Genomic DNA, 16,154 nt, shown 5'->3' on the forward strand with positions numbered 1-16,154 from the left:
AATTCCGACCCGAGGAACACGAACGTCATCAGGAGGAAACCGTGAGCAGAGACAACATGAACCAAGCGTTCAAAAGAGTCAAAGCGAACAAAGGCACTCACGGGATCGATGGGATGAAAGTAGATGAACTTCTGCAATATCTCAAAGAAAACGGGGAGACAATCAAGAAATCCATTCTGGACGGAACATACCGTCCGAGTCCCGTTCGAAGGGTAGAAATACCGAAGGAGAACGGAAAGAAAAGAAACCTAGGAAAACCGTCGTTGACCGAGTCGTTCAACAGGTAATAGCACAGGTACTCACGCCAATCTATGAGAAGCAGTTCTCAGAGAACAGTTTTGGCTTCCGCCCCAAGCGGAGTGCGTACGATGCCATGAGGAAAAGCCAAAGTAACGTGGTGGAAGGGTACAAGTATGTGGTAGACATGGACTTGGAGAAGTATTTTGACACCGTGAATCAAAGTAAACTCGTCGAGGTACTAGTGAGAACCATCAAAGATGGACGCGTTATATCGCTCATTCACAAGTACCTGACGGCAAAGATAAATTTTAACATTAGCCCTCCACGGAAAGTTTTGAGGTTATTCTTCCCATTTGTCATTCGAAAATTACTAAAAAAGTGGGTGGGGGGTATTGAACTAACGGAAACGATAGTGGAATAAACTAAAAGGCTGCTTAAGGCAGCCTTTTTTTACGTACCTGCACAGTGTGGATAAAAAAACATACTTATGAGCAAGAAACTTTACTGATTCTGGAAACGTCTAATGATTGAATTTAGATTGAGTTACTGGAGGCTTATTTTGAAACTTAAGAACAAATTCATCATAAGCATGTTTGTTTTAATTTTGATTGGAATGGTAGTTGTTACAAGCTGGTATCGACATACAGATCCATTAATAGACGATGGACTTCAAGAAGTCAGCTATCAGGGTGGGGGACAAAAAGAGTATGTAATTCAGTTTAGAAATGAGGGCTACGGAAAAATCGACATTATAAGTGTAAAAACTAATGGGGAAACACCCGCTACTGTTCAACTTGGTGTTTCATATGACTCAGCAGCTTTGGTACAAGTTCTTCCGGATTCCGATCAAGCAATTAAGTTCATGGATATCAGAGCAGCTTCCATATACCCTAAACTTTCAGTGAAAGAATTTCATGAAGCGTTGGAGAAAAAAGTACACACCCCAATACATTATGGATTACGCATTCGTTATGACAAACAGCCGATTGAAAGAGTGACCATTAGATATAAATATTTAGGGTTCACTAAAGTCAAAATCATAACAAGATGGTTCAATGATGGCAAGTAATAACCAAAAGCTCATTAAACTAACGGAAACGTTTGTTCAATACACAGTAATGGGAGGCTGCTGGCACGATCGGCAGCCTTTCGCTGAGGGACGGGCAGATTTGCGCAACAATTGATAATCGACAGCGTCTACATTAAGGATAACCATAAATGGAAATAAGTGAGGGAGAAAATGCGTAAATCCGTTCAATGAATAAATTTTGTTCTACTACTTTGGCGGGGAGGATTTTATGGATATTTCTTTTGCACTACTAGCATTTTTGTTTATGTTGTTCTTTTTAAGCACAATCCGTGCATTTATAAATAATTCGGCTAAGCAGACGGAACTAACCATTGTTACATCCGTACTTTTTGGAGTTCTAGTTTGGGTTTGTCTTTTTATTTTTGCACGTTAGAAATTATTGAATTAACTGGGAACGTTACTGTAGACCTGCTTCTATAACCAGCATCATTATGTAAATGAGGGAAATAGCAGATGAATGACTTCGCCCACTTTATACTATTTGTAACGTTTGGAATCCCAATAATCGTTATTGCAATTGTTTTTTTAAGTATGCTTGGTTCAAAAAAAGCTGATTAGCTATGCCTATATCAATCAGGGCAGTTTATTGAACTATCGGGAACGATAGTTAAACCGATAGTTCAGTACCAAAGGGCTGCTCAGTGGCAGTCCTTTGTTATTTTTACAGGTAGATTAGCGTCAGTTCCTTTTATACCTAAATCATGGGAGGGGGAAGAGTTTATGGAAGAGAACTATAACGAAGAAATTTGGCACTTAACCCATACTATATTGAATGATGTCCAGATATCATTCAAAGCCAAGGGACTTTTTTTATATATTGTTTTAGCGAACGAGAAAAAGGGCCTTACCTTAGAAATGATTCAAAAAACGAGCAAAGATAGTGAACGTTCTATTAAGATGGGAATTAACGAACTTGAAAAACATGGTTATGTGATCCGAAATATGCTAAAAAACGAAGAAGTCAGATGGACATACCATTTAAAACGGAATATAAACAAGGAAAAAGAAGTAGAAGCCAAAGTATCAGATGTAAAGCAACATCCCCAAAGGAAAAAAAACCAAAGGAAAAAAAGCACAAGAAGACGAACTACAACCAAGAAAAACAGCTTCAATCATACTTTGAGCAAATTTTTCAAAGAATTTTTCTAAAACCTTCCGGATGATATAGTGTTGTTGTATTAGAGATCGACCTCGAAATCAGGAAAAAACTACCGACATCAATGGATCAGCAGTTTTCTTCACTAACGGGAAGTTTAGTTTAAAAAGGGGTTCCAGGTCCTGGGTACATTTGAGCCGATAGAGATTCATCTACGTGAGCAGAAATGAACAGGTATTCTCGACTGAATTAAGGTAAGGTAAAGATGCAATAGAGATGGAAAAATTGTAATGATTCCGGTGTTGTCTAGGAACAAATACCTGCATATGAAATGAAAAGGAGGCACAGAGATGGAGAGCTTGATGAAGCATTTTTGGTTCAAACGCCTGCCAATCCTCAGATGGAACGCAGCGACGTGGGTTTCCCACATGGAGCAGTACTGGAATACCGATCTATTCCGTCCGCAAGACGTAATTTCGACCCATGAAATACGACTTCTTCTCGATCGGTTTATGCCTGAACTGCTCCCTGAATTTGAATCCCTGTTATCTGCATCACCAGACCATGCAGGCCAGGCACAACTGCTCGCTATGTATAACTTGCCCCCCTTCTTCTCAGGTTGTAGCAACTCGATTTCCCATCGTTCAGGTTATCCAACCTTAATTCGAAATTACGACTTCGGCATCGATGAGTTCAGTGGTGTTTTCCGATACGAGCCTTTGCCGGATGGAGGTTGGATCATCGGCTCCGCAGAAGGCGGCTGGGGCTATCTGGATGGCTTGAACCACCAGGGTCTTGCTGTTGCCATCACATTTGGCGGGAACTTTAAGGTGGGCAACGGCTTTAGTATACCGTTGATTGTTCGCTATCTCCTAACGACTTCGAAAACAGTTTCAGAAGCATTAGAACGACTACGCGCAATCCCGCATCGCCTTTATCAAAACATTTCCCTCTTAGATCGGGAGGGGAGTTACAGCGTAGTATACACCTCACCAGAAGGAGTGTCAGCAGATCATGCTCTTATCTGCTGTACGAACCACCAGAGACAGATCGAGAAATCGGCGCATGTTGAACACCGTACAGTGGAACGGTTTGACCATCTCTTCAGGATGGCAGGAGCCGTATCTCCGGAGGATTTTCTGGAAGATCCCCTGTATAATCGGAGGTTCTCGGAACACTTCGGTACACTTTACACCGTCGAGATCGATCCCATATCCAGGATCGTTCACTATCACTGGCCTGAGGGGAGGCAGTTGTTTATCTCATCTGAGTCGCCGGAGACTGAGATAACAATTCCTTTGTTAGGAAAGTAAAGATAAGACAAACAGGAGGTGACCGGATTGGATTGGCTGGAAAGGATGAAAAGTGCGATTGACCTCATCGAAAGCAAGCTGACTGACAAAGTTGATGTAGAGGAAATTGCAAAGCAGGCCTATTCTTCCTCGTATCACTTTCAGCGAATGTTCCACTTGCATACAGGAGTTACAATCGGCGAGTACATTCGCAAACGGAGACTCACGTTGGCCGCGCAAGATCTGGCCATGTCGTCGGTAAAGGTTATGGACATTTCCCTTAAATATGGGTACGAATCGCCGGAGTCCTTTGCCAAAGCTTTCCGTAAGGTACACGGGATTTCTCCTTCTGAAGCGCGCATGCAAGGGGTAGTACTGAAAGCTTTTCCTCGCATTTCTTTGTATTTTTCACTGAGAGGTGATCGGGATATAGACTACCAGATTGTGAATCGAGATGAATTTCAAGTTACAGGGAAAACGATTCGAGTTTCATTGGAAGATGGCGAGGACATGCGGCTCATTCCCCAGTTTTGGCATGCGTGTGAGTCGGATGGAACCGTAGAAAGACTTCGTGCGCTTCATCTAGACAGGATACTGCTTGGCATTTGCACTACGGATTACCAAAGGGAAGAACTAACGTATGCGATTGCTGCGGAATCCGATGTCCCGACGACAGATAAAGAGCAGGTTTCATTACATATTCCCGCTTCAACTTGGGCTGTATTTACCTCAACCGGTGCATTGCCAAGTACAATTCAAGGCGTGTGGAGGCGTATTTTCGAGGAATGGTTCCCGGCAACAAGTTATCAGCACACTGGAGGGCCGGAGCTCGAAGTCTATCTTCCCGGAGATCCCCGATCCGATGATTATAAGTGTGAAGTATGGATTCCAGTTAAGATTAAAAAGCAGTGGATAACAGACTGACTCTACAGTGAGGGGAATCTATCCTTTTTGTTTAACAGAAGCGATTGTTAAAACACGATTTATTAAGCTAACGGAAACGATAGTTGAAGGGAACATATAGATTAACATAGCCAAAAAGAAAAGGAACACCTGTGAGATAAGCACACCGATACGCAGATTCAATAAATCCCTGAGAGTTATAATCAAAAGCCTGGTCATTTGACCAGGTTCTATTTCCTGTATAAAAGGAATTTGACAGCACGATTGACAGGGGGCTATCCGTCAACAAATGAAGAAGGAGCTGCCGCATAGCATGCTCCTCATATGTTCTGTGTTAGCCTAAAAATTGATTTGCAAAAAGTAAAACTATGCACGCTAAACAACGTCGTTATGATATTGATACGCTAAAAGGATATCATTTACCTAATGTGAAATTCACGATATATTTGGAATTTTTTAGGCTTTATTTCTCTTTTTCGAGTAATATAAGAAAGGAGGGGATTTTATGAATAAAGTTGCACATATAATGATTTTTTTAGCTTTCGTTCTGTTAACGGGGTGTAGTGAAAAACAACCTATTACGGATGAACTGACGAAGTACGATTTGCCAATTACCGAAAAGCTCGATTCCAATCAGATCATACATGTCATAAAGAGTGATGGCATGTACCGTTCTGAACAGTATAGCGGCAATTCGCAATTGGTGATTGACCGAGGTTTTTACGATAACAAAGGAATCAATAGAGGTGACGTCGTTTATTTTGATACAGAGGCAAGTGATGAACAAATAAAAAATGGTAACCAAACGCAATACGATATTGCAAGAGTCATTGGACTTCCTGGTGAAATGGTTACCATACAGAAAGGTCAAGTATTTATCAATAATCGTAAACTAGATACATTCTACGGGAAAGAATATTACACAAGTGGTTTTATCAACGGGACTGAAAAGGCGCATTCCATAGATGAAGTAAAACTCACAGAAGGTCATTATTTTCTTGTTGGTGATGTTTGGTGGAGAAGTGGCTTTAATGAACATGTATCCAAAAATAGAATCAAAGGGAAAATCGTGGGGTGGATGAAGAAGAAATGAAAAGAAAAAAATTCTTTAGCTGGGAAGGAGCTTACAGTCTATGGACTATCCATTCAAACAACTATTTATGAGAAAAATCATAAGTGCGGCAATAGCGACCTTCTTTTTCTCCATCATCTACGCTTGGTTGAAGCCCGATCTATTCGGTGTCGGAAGCATATATTCTATTGGTGACCACTCACGTGAAGCATTTCGAATGATCAACGTCTATATGCTGTATGCCGCACCCGCAATTTACATTTATGGAATTTCTACCTCACTGATCAGTGAACTAATCGCACGTGAAGTTACCCACCGCCAATGGTTGCGGCTGACTGTCTCGACGATATTTCATTGCGTCTTCGGGCTTATTTTACTGTACATCAGCCTCTTAGCGTCCCTCCTTTTCTTACTTTGTGATACTATGCTTGCTATAAACATGAAGAAACCACTCAATTTGAAAATAACCATCGCAAGCCCTCTTTTCCCACTATGCTTGTGGTTCATGAGCGTTGCTTATATTAATATTGCAGGATAGAGAGCTGCTATTCAGTCTAAGTTCCGTTCGGATCGGGCAACTTTTTTGAAGGGCTGCCGCGATTAGCAGCCCTTTGTTACGCTAACGGGCAGGTTTATGCAACCAATCTCCATTTTTTATCGTCTAAAAGCAAAGGGGGATTCGTATGCGGAAACCTATATTAGCATGTGTTATTTTAGTTCTTGTGGTTGGAATGATGGTACTGTGTAAGTTTCAATTACCATCTGCTTCGCTTAGTTTTGATGAAATTCTTCCATCAGGAGATGCCGTAAAGATTGAATATCGACACGGGGGAAACGGCTTACTCTATGAGACAGAGGATAAGACAGAAATTAATCATTTTATCCAGTTATTGAGAGCAACCTCATATAGCAAGACAAAGCCGAATCCATGGACAGGTAGCGGAAGTTTTCGACTGTACGATAAAGAAAACAGAGAGATAATGGGTTTGTCGTTCGGACCGAAGCAAGATATCCAAATCAATGGAGTTTATTATCAAATGACTAATGAAATAAATGACCGACTAATGAACTTTTTTAATGAATTTTTAATTGATAGTAATGTCATTAAGGGCAAATGAGATTAAACTAACGTGAGAACGATAGTTCCACTCAAACATTTATGAAGCTGCCAGTGGATTGATATTGAACGATCATAAATTGATTGGTAAATTCTTGAGATGCTTCTTTACTTCGTTCCAGTCTGTAGCGCGATAGACCATGTTGTTTGCAATGTGTCTATTATATGGCTGGTCATAGAGAATGACGGGTTTATTCTGGTAAGCGAACTCTTCAGCATAATGCGGTGCATCATCGATTAAGACGTCAATTTTCAAATCGGTGCAGGCTTGAAGCTTATTTTCCGTGAAGGTTATATTATGGTACATAAACTTGTATAACTTCAGCCAGTCGGTAGTAACAGTACGGAATTTTTCTGGGCGCGCGGTAATGAAGGACACCTGGTGGTCTTGGATAAGCTGGCCTAGTGCTTCAATTGCCATAGGATAAGGTTGCGAATTCCAGTGAATGTCATGCCCGTATTGGCGAAACACCTCATCTCGTTCTTCCGGACTCCAGCCATATAAGCGATATATATAGAAATCATTTACATCGTCAGCCGTTAAGGATAATCCTGACGCTAAATTGTAGTAGTGCAAGTGCGAGGAAGTGCCATCGAGAATGGTATTATCTAAGTCTACTCCAATGCGCAAACCGATCAACTCCAATCCATCTAAACAGTTCTTGGAATTAAACTATACCATATGTTGGATAATCGTAATAGACAAGGTTGATTATTCAGGCGCCTGAGATAGGTAGTCTTTGCGGTATTGTACTAACTGGTAAAAAAACTATAGAATTGACGGGTTAACCGGCGTAATTGCATTAGACCCTATGGTTGCTAAACTAACGGAGAACATAGTTCAATAAACCTTGATAAGTATAATATGGTAAAATGTACAAGAAACATATGTTTTATCGTTAATACAAGAGGGAAGAAAGAGTGGTCGATATAATCGAAAAACAGCAGTTTTCAGTTATTGGTAAAATGGGGGAAGGACTTGCGATTGAAGGCACAAAGTGGATACCTCCATTATGGCAAGAGGCAAATAGTAACTTTGCTGAGATAAGCAATCTCGCGAAGTTGGATGCTGAAGGTAACATTACTGGGATTTGGGGTGCTATGAGTGATGTTGATGAGAAGTTTGAAAGGTGGAAAGAAGAAGGTAAATATTTAGCAGGATGCGAAGTTACAGACGACGCTATTGTCCCAAATGGATGGACAAAATGGGTCATTCCAGCATTCAAATATGTTGTAACAAAATGTACTCAAGATTCATATCAAAACATTTTTAATCATATGATTGCAAATTATTTATCTCAAAGCAATTATCAAATCGTTGGAGCAATTCAAGAATTTTATAATCCTAAAGATAATACCGGTGAATTGTACTTATACTTCCCAGTTGAAAAAATATAATTACACTCACATTACGCTAACGGATACTATAGTTCAATGCAGCAACGGCAGCCGGCTACACGATCGGCTGCCGTTGTCCATTGAAGTAACGGGGAGGGTAGTTTAATAATATGGTCAGTCTACTTTATCGCCAAACCTCTTCCCGAATTCTTCCATTAAATCAATAATAGGAATCAATGCCTCCCCTTTTGATGTTAATGAATATTCAACACGCGGAGGCACTTCTGGATAAATTTTGCGATTAATTAAGCCATCTGTTTCTAGTTCTCGTAGTTGCTTTGTTAGAGACCCTTGTGAAATCCCCCCTAAAAAAGTTTTGATTTCATTATAACGACGCTCTTTAAACTTCAAAAACCAAAGAATCAGATATTTCCAACGTCCCGAAAGTATATTTTGGGTATAGGCAATGCCATATACTTCTCTTTGTTCCTTTATACATTCTTCATCAAATCCATCCTTACATATTCTAGACACCTTTTCACCTTCATTCTGCTGTTAGGTACAAAAAAATGTACTATGTCAATTATTATTGCCCTCTTCAAAAATACGAGCAATGAATATATTCTAGTCCATGTAACCAAATTACTCAATCGAGGGAATATAACTCTTTTAGAATTGGAAGAATAGGATATTAATTAGGAGGAATTAAAATGAGATTTGGAATTATAGGTGCAGGACCAATCGGGTCAAATATTTCTAAAAAATTAGTTAAGAATGGACATGATGTCAAAATTGCAGATGCTCGTGGGATTGAACGTCTGGAAGGAAAAGAACTTACAGGAACACCTGTGAGTGTAGAAGATGTAATTACAAATATTGATGTTCTTATAATTTCTATTCCTTTCCACGCAATGCCAAGCATTCGCAACGTTGTAGATAAAGTTAGGGAGGAAGTAGTCGTTGTAGACACTTCAAATTATTATCCTTTTAGAGACAATAAAATCGAAGAAATTGAGAACGGGATGGTTGAAAGTGTTTGGGTTTATAATCAATTAAGTAGACCTATAATTAAAGCTTTCAACAATTTATTAGCCTTTACTTTAGAAAATGAAGGAACTCCCGAAGGTACTAGTGGACGCATTGCCATAGCGATAGCTGGTAATGACCAGTCACAAAAACAAATAATCATGGATGTAGTAAATGAGCTTGGCTTCGACGCAGTAGATAGTGGTTCTTTAAGTGACTCTTGGAGACAACAGCCAGGAACTCCTGCTTACTGCACAGAGCTAACAAAAGATGAACTAACAATAGCATTAAAAAAGGCTAATAAAGAAAAAGCACCATTACTACGAGATAAGGTGATGGAAAGGTTTGCAGAGCTCCTTGCAGAAAAAAAAGAAGTTGCATTTTCGCATAGGGATGTTGTGAATTTAAACAGAGAAATATACAATTCATAAGTTAGAACCATTATTGAACTGATGTGTTTGAAGCTCAAATAACGGGAGTCGTTATTTACAAGGAGGGCTGCTCTTAAGCAGTCCTCCTTGTAGTTTCATCCGATTGGTTTAAGCGGTTTCAGAAGAAATTAACAACCTTAGTCCGGTGGAGTACCGAACTAAGGCTGCTTAGTGCTCTTATTTCATTGTTGTCTACTTGACGGGGCGCCACCGGCCTCCCGTCTGGGAAGGACCCAGTTGGGGCGCGGGAAGTGGCAGGTGTAGCCGCTCGGATAGCGATCCAGATAGTCCTGGTGCTCCGGCTCTGCTTCCCAGAAGTCGCCAACAGGCGTCACTTCGGTGACCACCTTGCCCGGCCACAGATCCGACGCGTTCACGTCGGCGATCGTCTCCTCCGCCACCTTTCTCTGCTCGTCGCTCGCATAGTAGATCGCCGAACGGTAGCTTGTGCCGATATCGTTGCCCTGACGGTTCCGCGTCGTAGGATCGTGGATTTGGAAGAAATACTCCAGGATGCGCCGATAGCTCGTCTCCGCTGTATCGAAGACGATTTCGATCCCCTCCGCATGAGTGCCATGGTTTCGATAGGTCGCGTTCGGAGTGTCACCGCCAGTATAGCCAACGCGAGTCGAGACGACGCCGGGAAGCTTGCGGATCAAGTCCTGCATTCCCCAGAAGCATCCCCCAGCGAGTACAGCGCGCTGATGCATGTTAAACCTCCTCAATCTGATCGAGATATTTGCCGTAGCCCTCGCTCTCCATGTCGTCGCGATGGATGAATCGGAGCGACGCGGAATTGATGCAGTAGCGTAGGCCACCGCGATTAGCCTAGTCATCCGGGAAGACGTGACCGAGATGGCTGTCGCCGTGAGTGGATCTAACCTCGTTCCTTATCATCCCATGGGACTCGAAGCTCCTTGTCTAGGATGTCCCATATCCGCATTGGAAAGGCAATGTTTTTCTAACTAACTTAGAGCTTCGTTAGATCCTCAACCATTATACCCGCGGCATGCGTGACTCAAACCTGTTGTTTTTTACAGTTGAAGAACTATCTAACAAGTTCAGAAATAGGTAACTCAGTACGTTTTTATGTCCTCAAGTTCTTGTCAAAATCAGATGACAAGAACTTGAGGACATTCCCGATTTTGACAAGAACATTATGACATTCCCGATGGATCCCACTAAGCATTGGATTTCTATGTATTCTTAATCACGTCAGTTTCTGGTTGATTTAACTGGCGGGGGAGCTAAATAAAAACGTCGGCGTGAAACGGTGGCCGCGTTACGCTAACGGGCAGGATAATAAAATTACGTTTACCTTCATTAGGCTACAATAGAATGCCATAATATAAAATACCAGCATATGGTATGATTTAGAAACAAGTCTGTAGAGGTGAGTGAGAGAGTGAAAATATTCCCAAGCGTTGCCGATGCAAGCATTTTAGAACAATTTCAATCTCCGTTAGGTAAAACACTAATGAATCATGCTTTTAATACATGTGGAATTGAACAACATTTAGCAGTTGCTAGCGTCTTATGTCCTGAAATAATCGAGGTTAAAGGCTACATACTAATTTCGGAGTTTTACAATGGGAATATTGACAGAATAGAGAATCAGTTTGACTTTGACAGAAAGAAAATTGAGCAGTTTATAAATAGTTGGTCTTTGGGTGACTTCTTTTTACTTTCAAGAGACGAATCGGTTGAGAATGAGATTTTGTTTGAACAATTTGGTAAGGTCCTCCAACATTTTTGGCGAATGCGATTCAATGAGTTGTTTCCTAACAGAGAAATAATCGTGGAATTGGGTTATGGAGTTATGGGGGAAAATGGATTAACTATTACGGTTTATCAAAAATAAATGTACATTGAAAGTCCGAGGCAATTGAACTAACGAGAACTATAGCTTAATCACAACACGATCGGCTGCCGTTATCCGTTGAAGTAACGGGTAGATTTGAGGGATAAATTGTTATGATATAATTTTAAGCGCAAGTTTACCATAGCGTAGCAATGAATACCCATTAAGGAGCTAAAATGAAAAACGTTGAACTTTTTCTGAATCACATTGAAGAGGTTTTTGGTGACAATTATCAAATAAAGAGGATCGAATCAAAAGATGGCGGTACTCCTGTACATTTGTTCATATACCGGGATTTACCTGAAACTGGTTTGATGACTTTTATAACCTACGGACTCTCAGAAGTTGACCATTCTGAATGGATAAATGGAAAACCTGAATTGATTCTAACCTTGGAAACTAGTGATCTTTCCTGGGGTTATGCAATAGCAGGCTTAGTCGCTGAACGAAGAGGAATAAAGAGATTTTCATACGGGGATCTATTTACTTCTGATGAGCCGATAAGTGATGATTCTGAAATGGTTGGTTTCTTTGTTTTTTCACCTTCTGGACTTGATAAGGAATCACAGAAAATAGTTACAGAGGGCAAACCGATTTTCTTAGCGGGAATGTATCCAATTTATCGAGAAGAAGTTCAACTTTATAACCTAATCGGTCTCAAGGAATTCTGGTTTACGGAGGGCTTTGAATTATACAACCCAAGGCGAAAAAATTTAGCGTCGATGGCAGCCGCGAAAACAGCTGTTATTACATCTTATTAACTTATCTTCGGCAAGTAGATGGAAAACTCTGTCCCTACGTCTTTCTCACTGTTGATTTGTACTCTTCCCTGTAAATTGCGAATTATCTGTAAGCTCACCATCATACCCAGGCCAGTCCCACTTTCTTTTAGTGAGTAGAATGGTGAACCTAACTTATCAATCTGATCCTTTGTCATCCCGATCCCTTGATCCTTAACGCTTATCTCAATAAATCCATCGATTTTTGGAGCGCAGGTCAACCAAATTGTCCCGCCGTTCGGCATTGACTCAATAGCATTCTTCAGGATATTAATGAGTGATTGATTCAGCTTCTGAGGATTAGCATGAATCCAACAGTCATCATGATAGATCGTTTTTATCTCGACATTGCTAGACAAGGCGTAGGTTTGAATAATATTTTCTACGTGACGTAGCTCGGACGCCACTTCAATCGGCTGATTCTCGGTTGTTATTGGTTTTCCAAACGCCAACAGATCATTAATAATGGCATTTGCACGATCTATTTCATCAATAGAGTATTTAATGTACTCCTTCTTTTTATCAGATAGTTCCGGTTGATTTAGAAGCTGAAGGAACCCTCGAGTAATCTGCATTGGATTTCTGATTTCGTGGGCGAAGACGCTTGTTAAATCACTTATGACCCGGACCCGTTCCGCCTCTGATTGCAGCTGCTGATTCTTTAGGTTTATTTCCTTTATATTTTCGATTAACGAAGTGAAGAACCATACAACCACAACAATAAAAATTAGATGAATTATCTGTACCTGAAGGACCTTAAGTGAAGCTCCTCTTAATATTGCAGACCATGTTAGTCCAGTAAGACAATAGTATATGGAAAGTATGAGCGCAATTTGTATCCTCTTATTTTTCTTTCCTTTAACGAAGATCTTTTGAAAGAATAAGAAAGCCGGCATGGCAGTTAAGATTGTCAGAATAGTATTATAGAATCCCAGATCGATTCCAAGAAAAAGTCGGTATAGGATGATAATCGTAGATAGGAATAACCCTGTTCTCGTACCAATGTATAACGTCCCTAGCAGTAAAGGGACGATTCTAATATCCAGACTGACATAGGAGTTAACATTAGTCCGAAAGGACATACATAAGAGGATGGATAGCCCACTTAGTGCGGTCGCGATGATCTTTTCGGTGCTATTTCTCTTTGACCTCTCCACAAAAAAAATATGATAAGTGAATATTAATATCGTTATAAGCGCTAATTGCAGCAAAAAATCTTTGATTTCGTTCATATTACGTTCCATCACCTTTTTAAATAAGTGCTAGCATTTTCTTTTTAGCTGCTGTTGTATGTAATTCGACGATTTTTTCTAATTCCCTGCTACTTTCACCCACATCAGAATGTTGAGATTAACGTTTCAATCATTACCCCTCAGACCTGACGACGAGAGGGCAATCTGCCACGCGTAGCGCGTTTCCCCTAGGGGTTGCCTTTTTTCCGCTAACGGAAACGATAGTGAAGGAGCTTGCCTTACGGCAGCTCTATTTTTTGTTCATTCAAGTAACGGGCAGTTTAGTTTGGTGGTAGCTAGCATTTTGTTGTGAAGTGATTAGCCTTGTAGTATAGAATTTCATTTAATAAGCAGAAAGTAACGGATATAGAATTTCATTTAATAAGCAGAAAGTAATGGATCACAAATATATTGACGTTAAGGAGGGGCAATAGTGGAAAATAATGAATTGATAGCAAAATTGAAAAGTGTTTGTAAGGAGTTGATACTACAACTAAGAGGTAATAAAGGCGAAAATAGAAATGCATTGATTGATCGTAAATTGATAAGTGATTTGCACTTATATATTGATTTGTATAAACATTCAATAAGAGATGATAACATGGTTTCTAAAGAAATTGTCGGTATTCTACTTTATACTTGTAGTAGATTTTACATTCAAAGCAAATACTCAAAGAACTCGGATGATTTATTGAAAGAATTCGATAGGTTAAACGGTAAATTATTGGGGATATTTGTACTAAAGGACATGTGATTTTCTATTAAGCTAATTATGGTGAACCGTTGCATAAATAGAAGTCAGGTCGTTGAACTAACGCAGAACTTTAGCTCAATAAAATACCAAAACAGGCTACCGCAGATTTATTCTCGCTAGTTTGTTCCGAGGGACGGGCAGGATAGTTTTAATCTTTTCGCGAATAATCTATTGGCATGGTATCTTGAACTACGAAGGTGGATTATTTGAATAAAGAGCCTATTTTTGAAATCAAAAGTATAGAACCAGCTATAACGGAAATGAAATACATTATTAAAGGAATTGCATTAGATCGTATCAATGAAGGTGACATACTTTATATTTCGCATCAAATGTCTCAAGACGATTACTTCGTTGTGGAGAGTTTTGAAATTAAAGATCGTAAGATAAAAAGAGCATACGCCTTTATGGAAATCACGATAAGAGCAAATGGAGTTTTTTCGATTATTCCAGAAAAGTATTTATTTGATTTAGTAGAAGAATACATCGCAGAGATTGACTTTCACCAGGCGAAGAACATTGCTGAGAATGCTGCTTTCAATAGTTTAAATCAGTTTAGAACAGATCCCCAGATTGCATTGTTGAGTGATGATTTCATCGAAGGTGAATGTTGCTGGATTTTCTTTAGAAACAAAGAACTCGCTGGACCTCCAGAACAAGCACTAACTTGGAGTTCTAATTATGTTATAACAAAAAAAGGGAATATTTTCACAATTGGTGATAGGCCAGATACACTCGAAGAATCGAAAGAATATATACAGAGATATTCATCACATTTGAAACGAACAAGAGAATAAGAATTTAAAAGCAAATTCAAAGAAGTCGCCAATATCATACTCTAGCTCATTCAACTAACGGAAACGATAGTGTAATAATCGCCTCATGTGTGGCAGTAGCAATAACGGCTGAGACGACTCCCTAAATCAAAAACGGAGCCCGCCGGCTAGTCTGTAAGCTCCGTTCCTGTATTATCCCGTTGAGGGGCAAATGCCAAACGCGCTATCGTATAAAAAAATCGGCCCGATTCATAAATATTTCCTCAATCTTCTCCACTATGGGCCCGCTTTCCTCGGATTTGCGTTTCACCTCGATCCATTCCGGGTCTTGTCGAAACGCCCCCCACAGCCGTTGCCGTTCCTCCATATCCTTATATTCCATCACGTAATACAACTTCGGAAGCCCCGTCTGATCGATCCAGAAATCGTACACCTTTATTTCCAACCGCTCGAAAATACTAAGTGTATGCTGGCTGAAACGTTGCAGAATCGCTTCCATTCTCCCCTCATGCATGGTATAAATGCGCAACTCGTAAAGCATGCCCATTCCCTCGCTTTCTGCAAATCGTAGAGTTTTTTCGTTGATCGTTGCCTACTCTCAGTTATTTTACCAGTAATCTTCGACCCTGGGCAATAAATGTTATAAATAATAACCCGACTAATGCATTTCATGTTAGATTGGGTGATGGTAGGTGGTTTGTGTTTGATCCTGAACATTATCTCTTTTCACATTTAAGGAATAACATTTTAAAATCATACGATTTAATCAATAACAAGGAATATGACCATACTGGCAAGTATATTGAAAAGAATAAGTTTAAAGCAGGTCATTTCGTAATTTATGAAAATTCAAAGGATTCTTCTATTTGTGATATGATAACTGATGATGTTATACATTTTTTAAAATACGAAGTAGAGCCTCTTTGGAAAAATAAATGAACGTGGAAAGAAACATGTCTCTTACTTTTGAAATCTTTAGTTATACCCCCTATAAAATATGAACTTAGACCCTCAGCCCGTTGTTGTGGGTCTCTTGTGCGTTATTAAACTAAAAGGCGGCTTAGTATATTTGGATTGACAATATCAACGTATGTTATCATGATATCAAGCTATGAATAAGTTAGAAGCTAAGCTATTACTTGGAGGG

General features: G+C 39.9%; 20 protein-coding genes and 1 pseudogene. 15 read left to right on the top strand and 6 right to left on the bottom strand.

The genetic code is table 11. The features are described from left to right. The first annotated feature begins 41 nt into the window (after nt 1-41). From ASG93_RS36670 to ASG93_RS28615, 9 genes are all read left to right on the top strand, one after another. Nucleotides 42-287, top strand: coding sequence for a hypothetical protein (locus ASG93_RS36670; RefSeq protein ID WP_235550992.1), 246 nt, complete (start codon nt 42-44; stop codon nt 285-287). Next, complete coding sequence (locus ASG93_RS36675) at nt 287-661, top strand: reverse transcriptase domain-containing protein (protein ID WP_414858897.1); 375 nt, start codon at nt 287-289, stop codon at nt 659-661. The genes ASG93_RS36670 and ASG93_RS36675 overlap by 1 nt, the downstream gene beginning before the upstream one ends. Before the next feature lie 138 nt (nt 662-799). Further along, nucleotides 800-1,309, top strand: coding sequence for a hypothetical protein (locus ASG93_RS28580; RefSeq protein WP_056837619.1), 510 nt, complete (start codon nt 800-802; stop codon nt 1,307-1,309). Nucleotides 1,310-2,050: 741 nt separating this feature from the next. After that, nucleotides 2,051-2,479 (top strand): hypothetical protein, encoded by a 429-nt coding sequence (locus tag ASG93_RS28585; protein WP_056837621.1) that lies wholly within the window; start codon nt 2,051-2,053, stop codon nt 2,477-2,479. Nucleotides 2,480-2,776: 297 nt separating this feature from the next. Next, nucleotides 2,777-3,739: a C45 family autoproteolytic acyltransferase/hydolase gene (locus ASG93_RS28590; RefSeq protein WP_056837623.1), complete on the top strand. Its 963-nt coding sequence runs from the start codon at nt 2,777-2,779 to the stop codon at nt 3,737-3,739. A 27-nt stretch (nt 3,740-3,766) separates the two neighbouring features. Beyond that, entirely contained in the window at nt 3,767-4,642 is an 876-nt protein-coding gene (locus ASG93_RS28595; protein ID WP_200984541.1) for an AraC family transcriptional regulator, read from the top strand. Nucleotides 4,643-5,126: 484 nt separating this feature from the next. After that, a complete protein-coding gene (lepB, locus tag ASG93_RS28605; protein ID WP_056837626.1) occupies nt 5,127-5,714 on the top strand; it encodes a signal peptidase I in 588 nt (195 codons plus the stop codon). 40 nt (nt 5,715-5,754) lie between these two features. Then, nucleotides 5,755-6,231 carry a hypothetical protein gene (locus ASG93_RS28610; protein WP_056837627.1) on the top strand — a complete coding sequence of 159 codons (477 nt, stop codon included), beginning with the start codon at nt 5,755-5,757 and terminating at the stop codon, nt 6,229-6,231. 145 nt (nt 6,232-6,376) lie between these two features. Next, nucleotides 6,377-6,811, top strand: coding sequence for a hypothetical protein (locus ASG93_RS28615; protein ID WP_056837630.1), 435 nt, complete (start codon nt 6,377-6,379; stop codon nt 6,809-6,811). Between the two features lie 72 nt (nt 6,812-6,883). Here the strand turns inward: ASG93_RS28615 and ASG93_RS28620 are convergent, their stop codons facing one another. Continuing rightward, nucleotides 6,884-7,441, bottom strand: a complete 558-nt coding sequence (locus ASG93_RS28620) for a 5' nucleotidase, NT5C type (RefSeq protein ID WP_056837632.1) — start codon at nt 7,439-7,441, stop codon at nt 6,884-6,886. Nucleotides 7,442-7,731: 290 nt separating this feature from the next. Between ASG93_RS28620 and ASG93_RS28625 the strand changes: the two genes are divergently transcribed. Further along, the gene (locus ASG93_RS28625) at nt 7,732-8,208 is read left to right on the top strand and encodes a GyrI-like domain-containing protein (protein WP_235550993.1); all 477 of its coding nucleotides are present in this window, start codon (nt 7,732-7,734) and stop codon (nt 8,206-8,208) included. Nucleotides 8,209-8,322: 114 nt separating this feature from the next. Here ASG93_RS28625 and ASG93_RS28630 read toward each other — a convergent pair whose 3' ends face one another. Beyond that, nucleotides 8,323-8,682, bottom strand: coding sequence for a winged helix-turn-helix transcriptional regulator (locus ASG93_RS28630; RefSeq protein ID WP_056837634.1), 360 nt, complete (start codon nt 8,680-8,682; stop codon nt 8,323-8,325). Between the two features lie 176 nt (nt 8,683-8,858). On the opposite strand from ASG93_RS28630, the gene ASG93_RS28635 reads away from it, so the two are divergent. Further along, nucleotides 8,859-9,605, top strand: coding sequence for an NADPH-dependent F420 reductase (locus ASG93_RS28635; protein ID WP_056837635.1), 747 nt, complete (start codon nt 8,859-8,861; stop codon nt 9,603-9,605). Between the two features lie 182 nt (nt 9,606-9,787). Here ASG93_RS28635 and msrA read toward each other — a convergent pair whose 3' ends face one another. After that, nucleotides 9,788-10,315, bottom strand: coding sequence for a peptide-methionine (S)-S-oxide reductase MsrA (gene msrA, locus ASG93_RS28640; protein ID WP_056837637.1), 528 nt, complete (start codon nt 10,313-10,315; stop codon nt 9,788-9,790). A 1-nt stretch (nt 10,316) separates the two neighbouring features. After that, nucleotides 10,317-10,511, bottom strand: a pseudogene (locus ASG93_RS34600) (peptide-methionine (R)-S-oxide reductase); the annotation flags it as partial. A 499-nt stretch (nt 10,512-11,010) separates the two neighbouring features. Here ASG93_RS34600 and ASG93_RS28645 point away from each other — a divergent pair. Further along, nucleotides 11,011-11,466 (top strand): hypothetical protein, encoded by a 456-nt coding sequence (locus tag ASG93_RS28645; RefSeq protein WP_056837638.1) that lies wholly within the window; start codon nt 11,011-11,013, stop codon nt 11,464-11,466. A 176-nt stretch (nt 11,467-11,642) separates the two neighbouring features. Continuing rightward, nucleotides 11,643-12,227: a suppressor of fused domain protein gene (locus tag ASG93_RS28650; protein WP_056837640.1), complete on the top strand. Its 585-nt coding sequence runs from the start codon at nt 11,643-11,645 to the stop codon at nt 12,225-12,227. Here ASG93_RS28650 and ASG93_RS28655 read toward each other — a convergent pair. Continuing rightward, complete coding sequence (locus tag ASG93_RS28655; protein WP_056837643.1) at nt 12,224-13,477, bottom strand: sensor histidine kinase; 1,254 nt, start codon at nt 13,475-13,477, stop codon at nt 12,224-12,226. The genes ASG93_RS28650 and ASG93_RS28655 overlap by 4 nt on opposite strands. Nucleotides 13,478-13,910: 433 nt before the next feature. Here ASG93_RS28655 and ASG93_RS28660 point away from each other — a divergent pair, with 433 nt between their 5' ends. Both ASG93_RS28660 and ASG93_RS28665 read left to right on the top strand, forming a co-directional pair. After that, entirely contained in the window at nt 13,911-14,231 is a 321-nt protein-coding gene (locus tag ASG93_RS28660) for a hypothetical protein (RefSeq protein WP_056837645.1), read from the top strand. A gap of 206 nt (nt 14,232-14,437) precedes the next feature. Further along, nucleotides 14,438-15,028, top strand: coding sequence for a hypothetical protein (locus ASG93_RS28665; RefSeq protein ID WP_056837647.1), 591 nt, complete (start codon nt 14,438-14,440; stop codon nt 15,026-15,028). A 202-nt stretch (nt 15,029-15,230) separates the two neighbouring features. Here ASG93_RS28665 and ASG93_RS28670 read toward each other — a convergent pair whose 3' ends face one another. Next, nucleotides 15,231-15,548 carry an NIPSNAP family protein gene (locus ASG93_RS28670; protein WP_056837730.1) on the bottom strand — a complete coding sequence of 106 codons (318 nt, stop codon included), beginning with the start codon at nt 15,546-15,548 and terminating at the stop codon, nt 15,231-15,233. Between the last annotated feature and the right edge of the window lie 606 nt (nt 15,549-16,154).

Source organism: Paenibacillus sp. Soil787 (genome assembly GCF_001429545.1).
GTDB lineage: Bacteria > Bacillota > Bacilli > Paenibacillales > NBRC-103111 > Paenibacillus_E.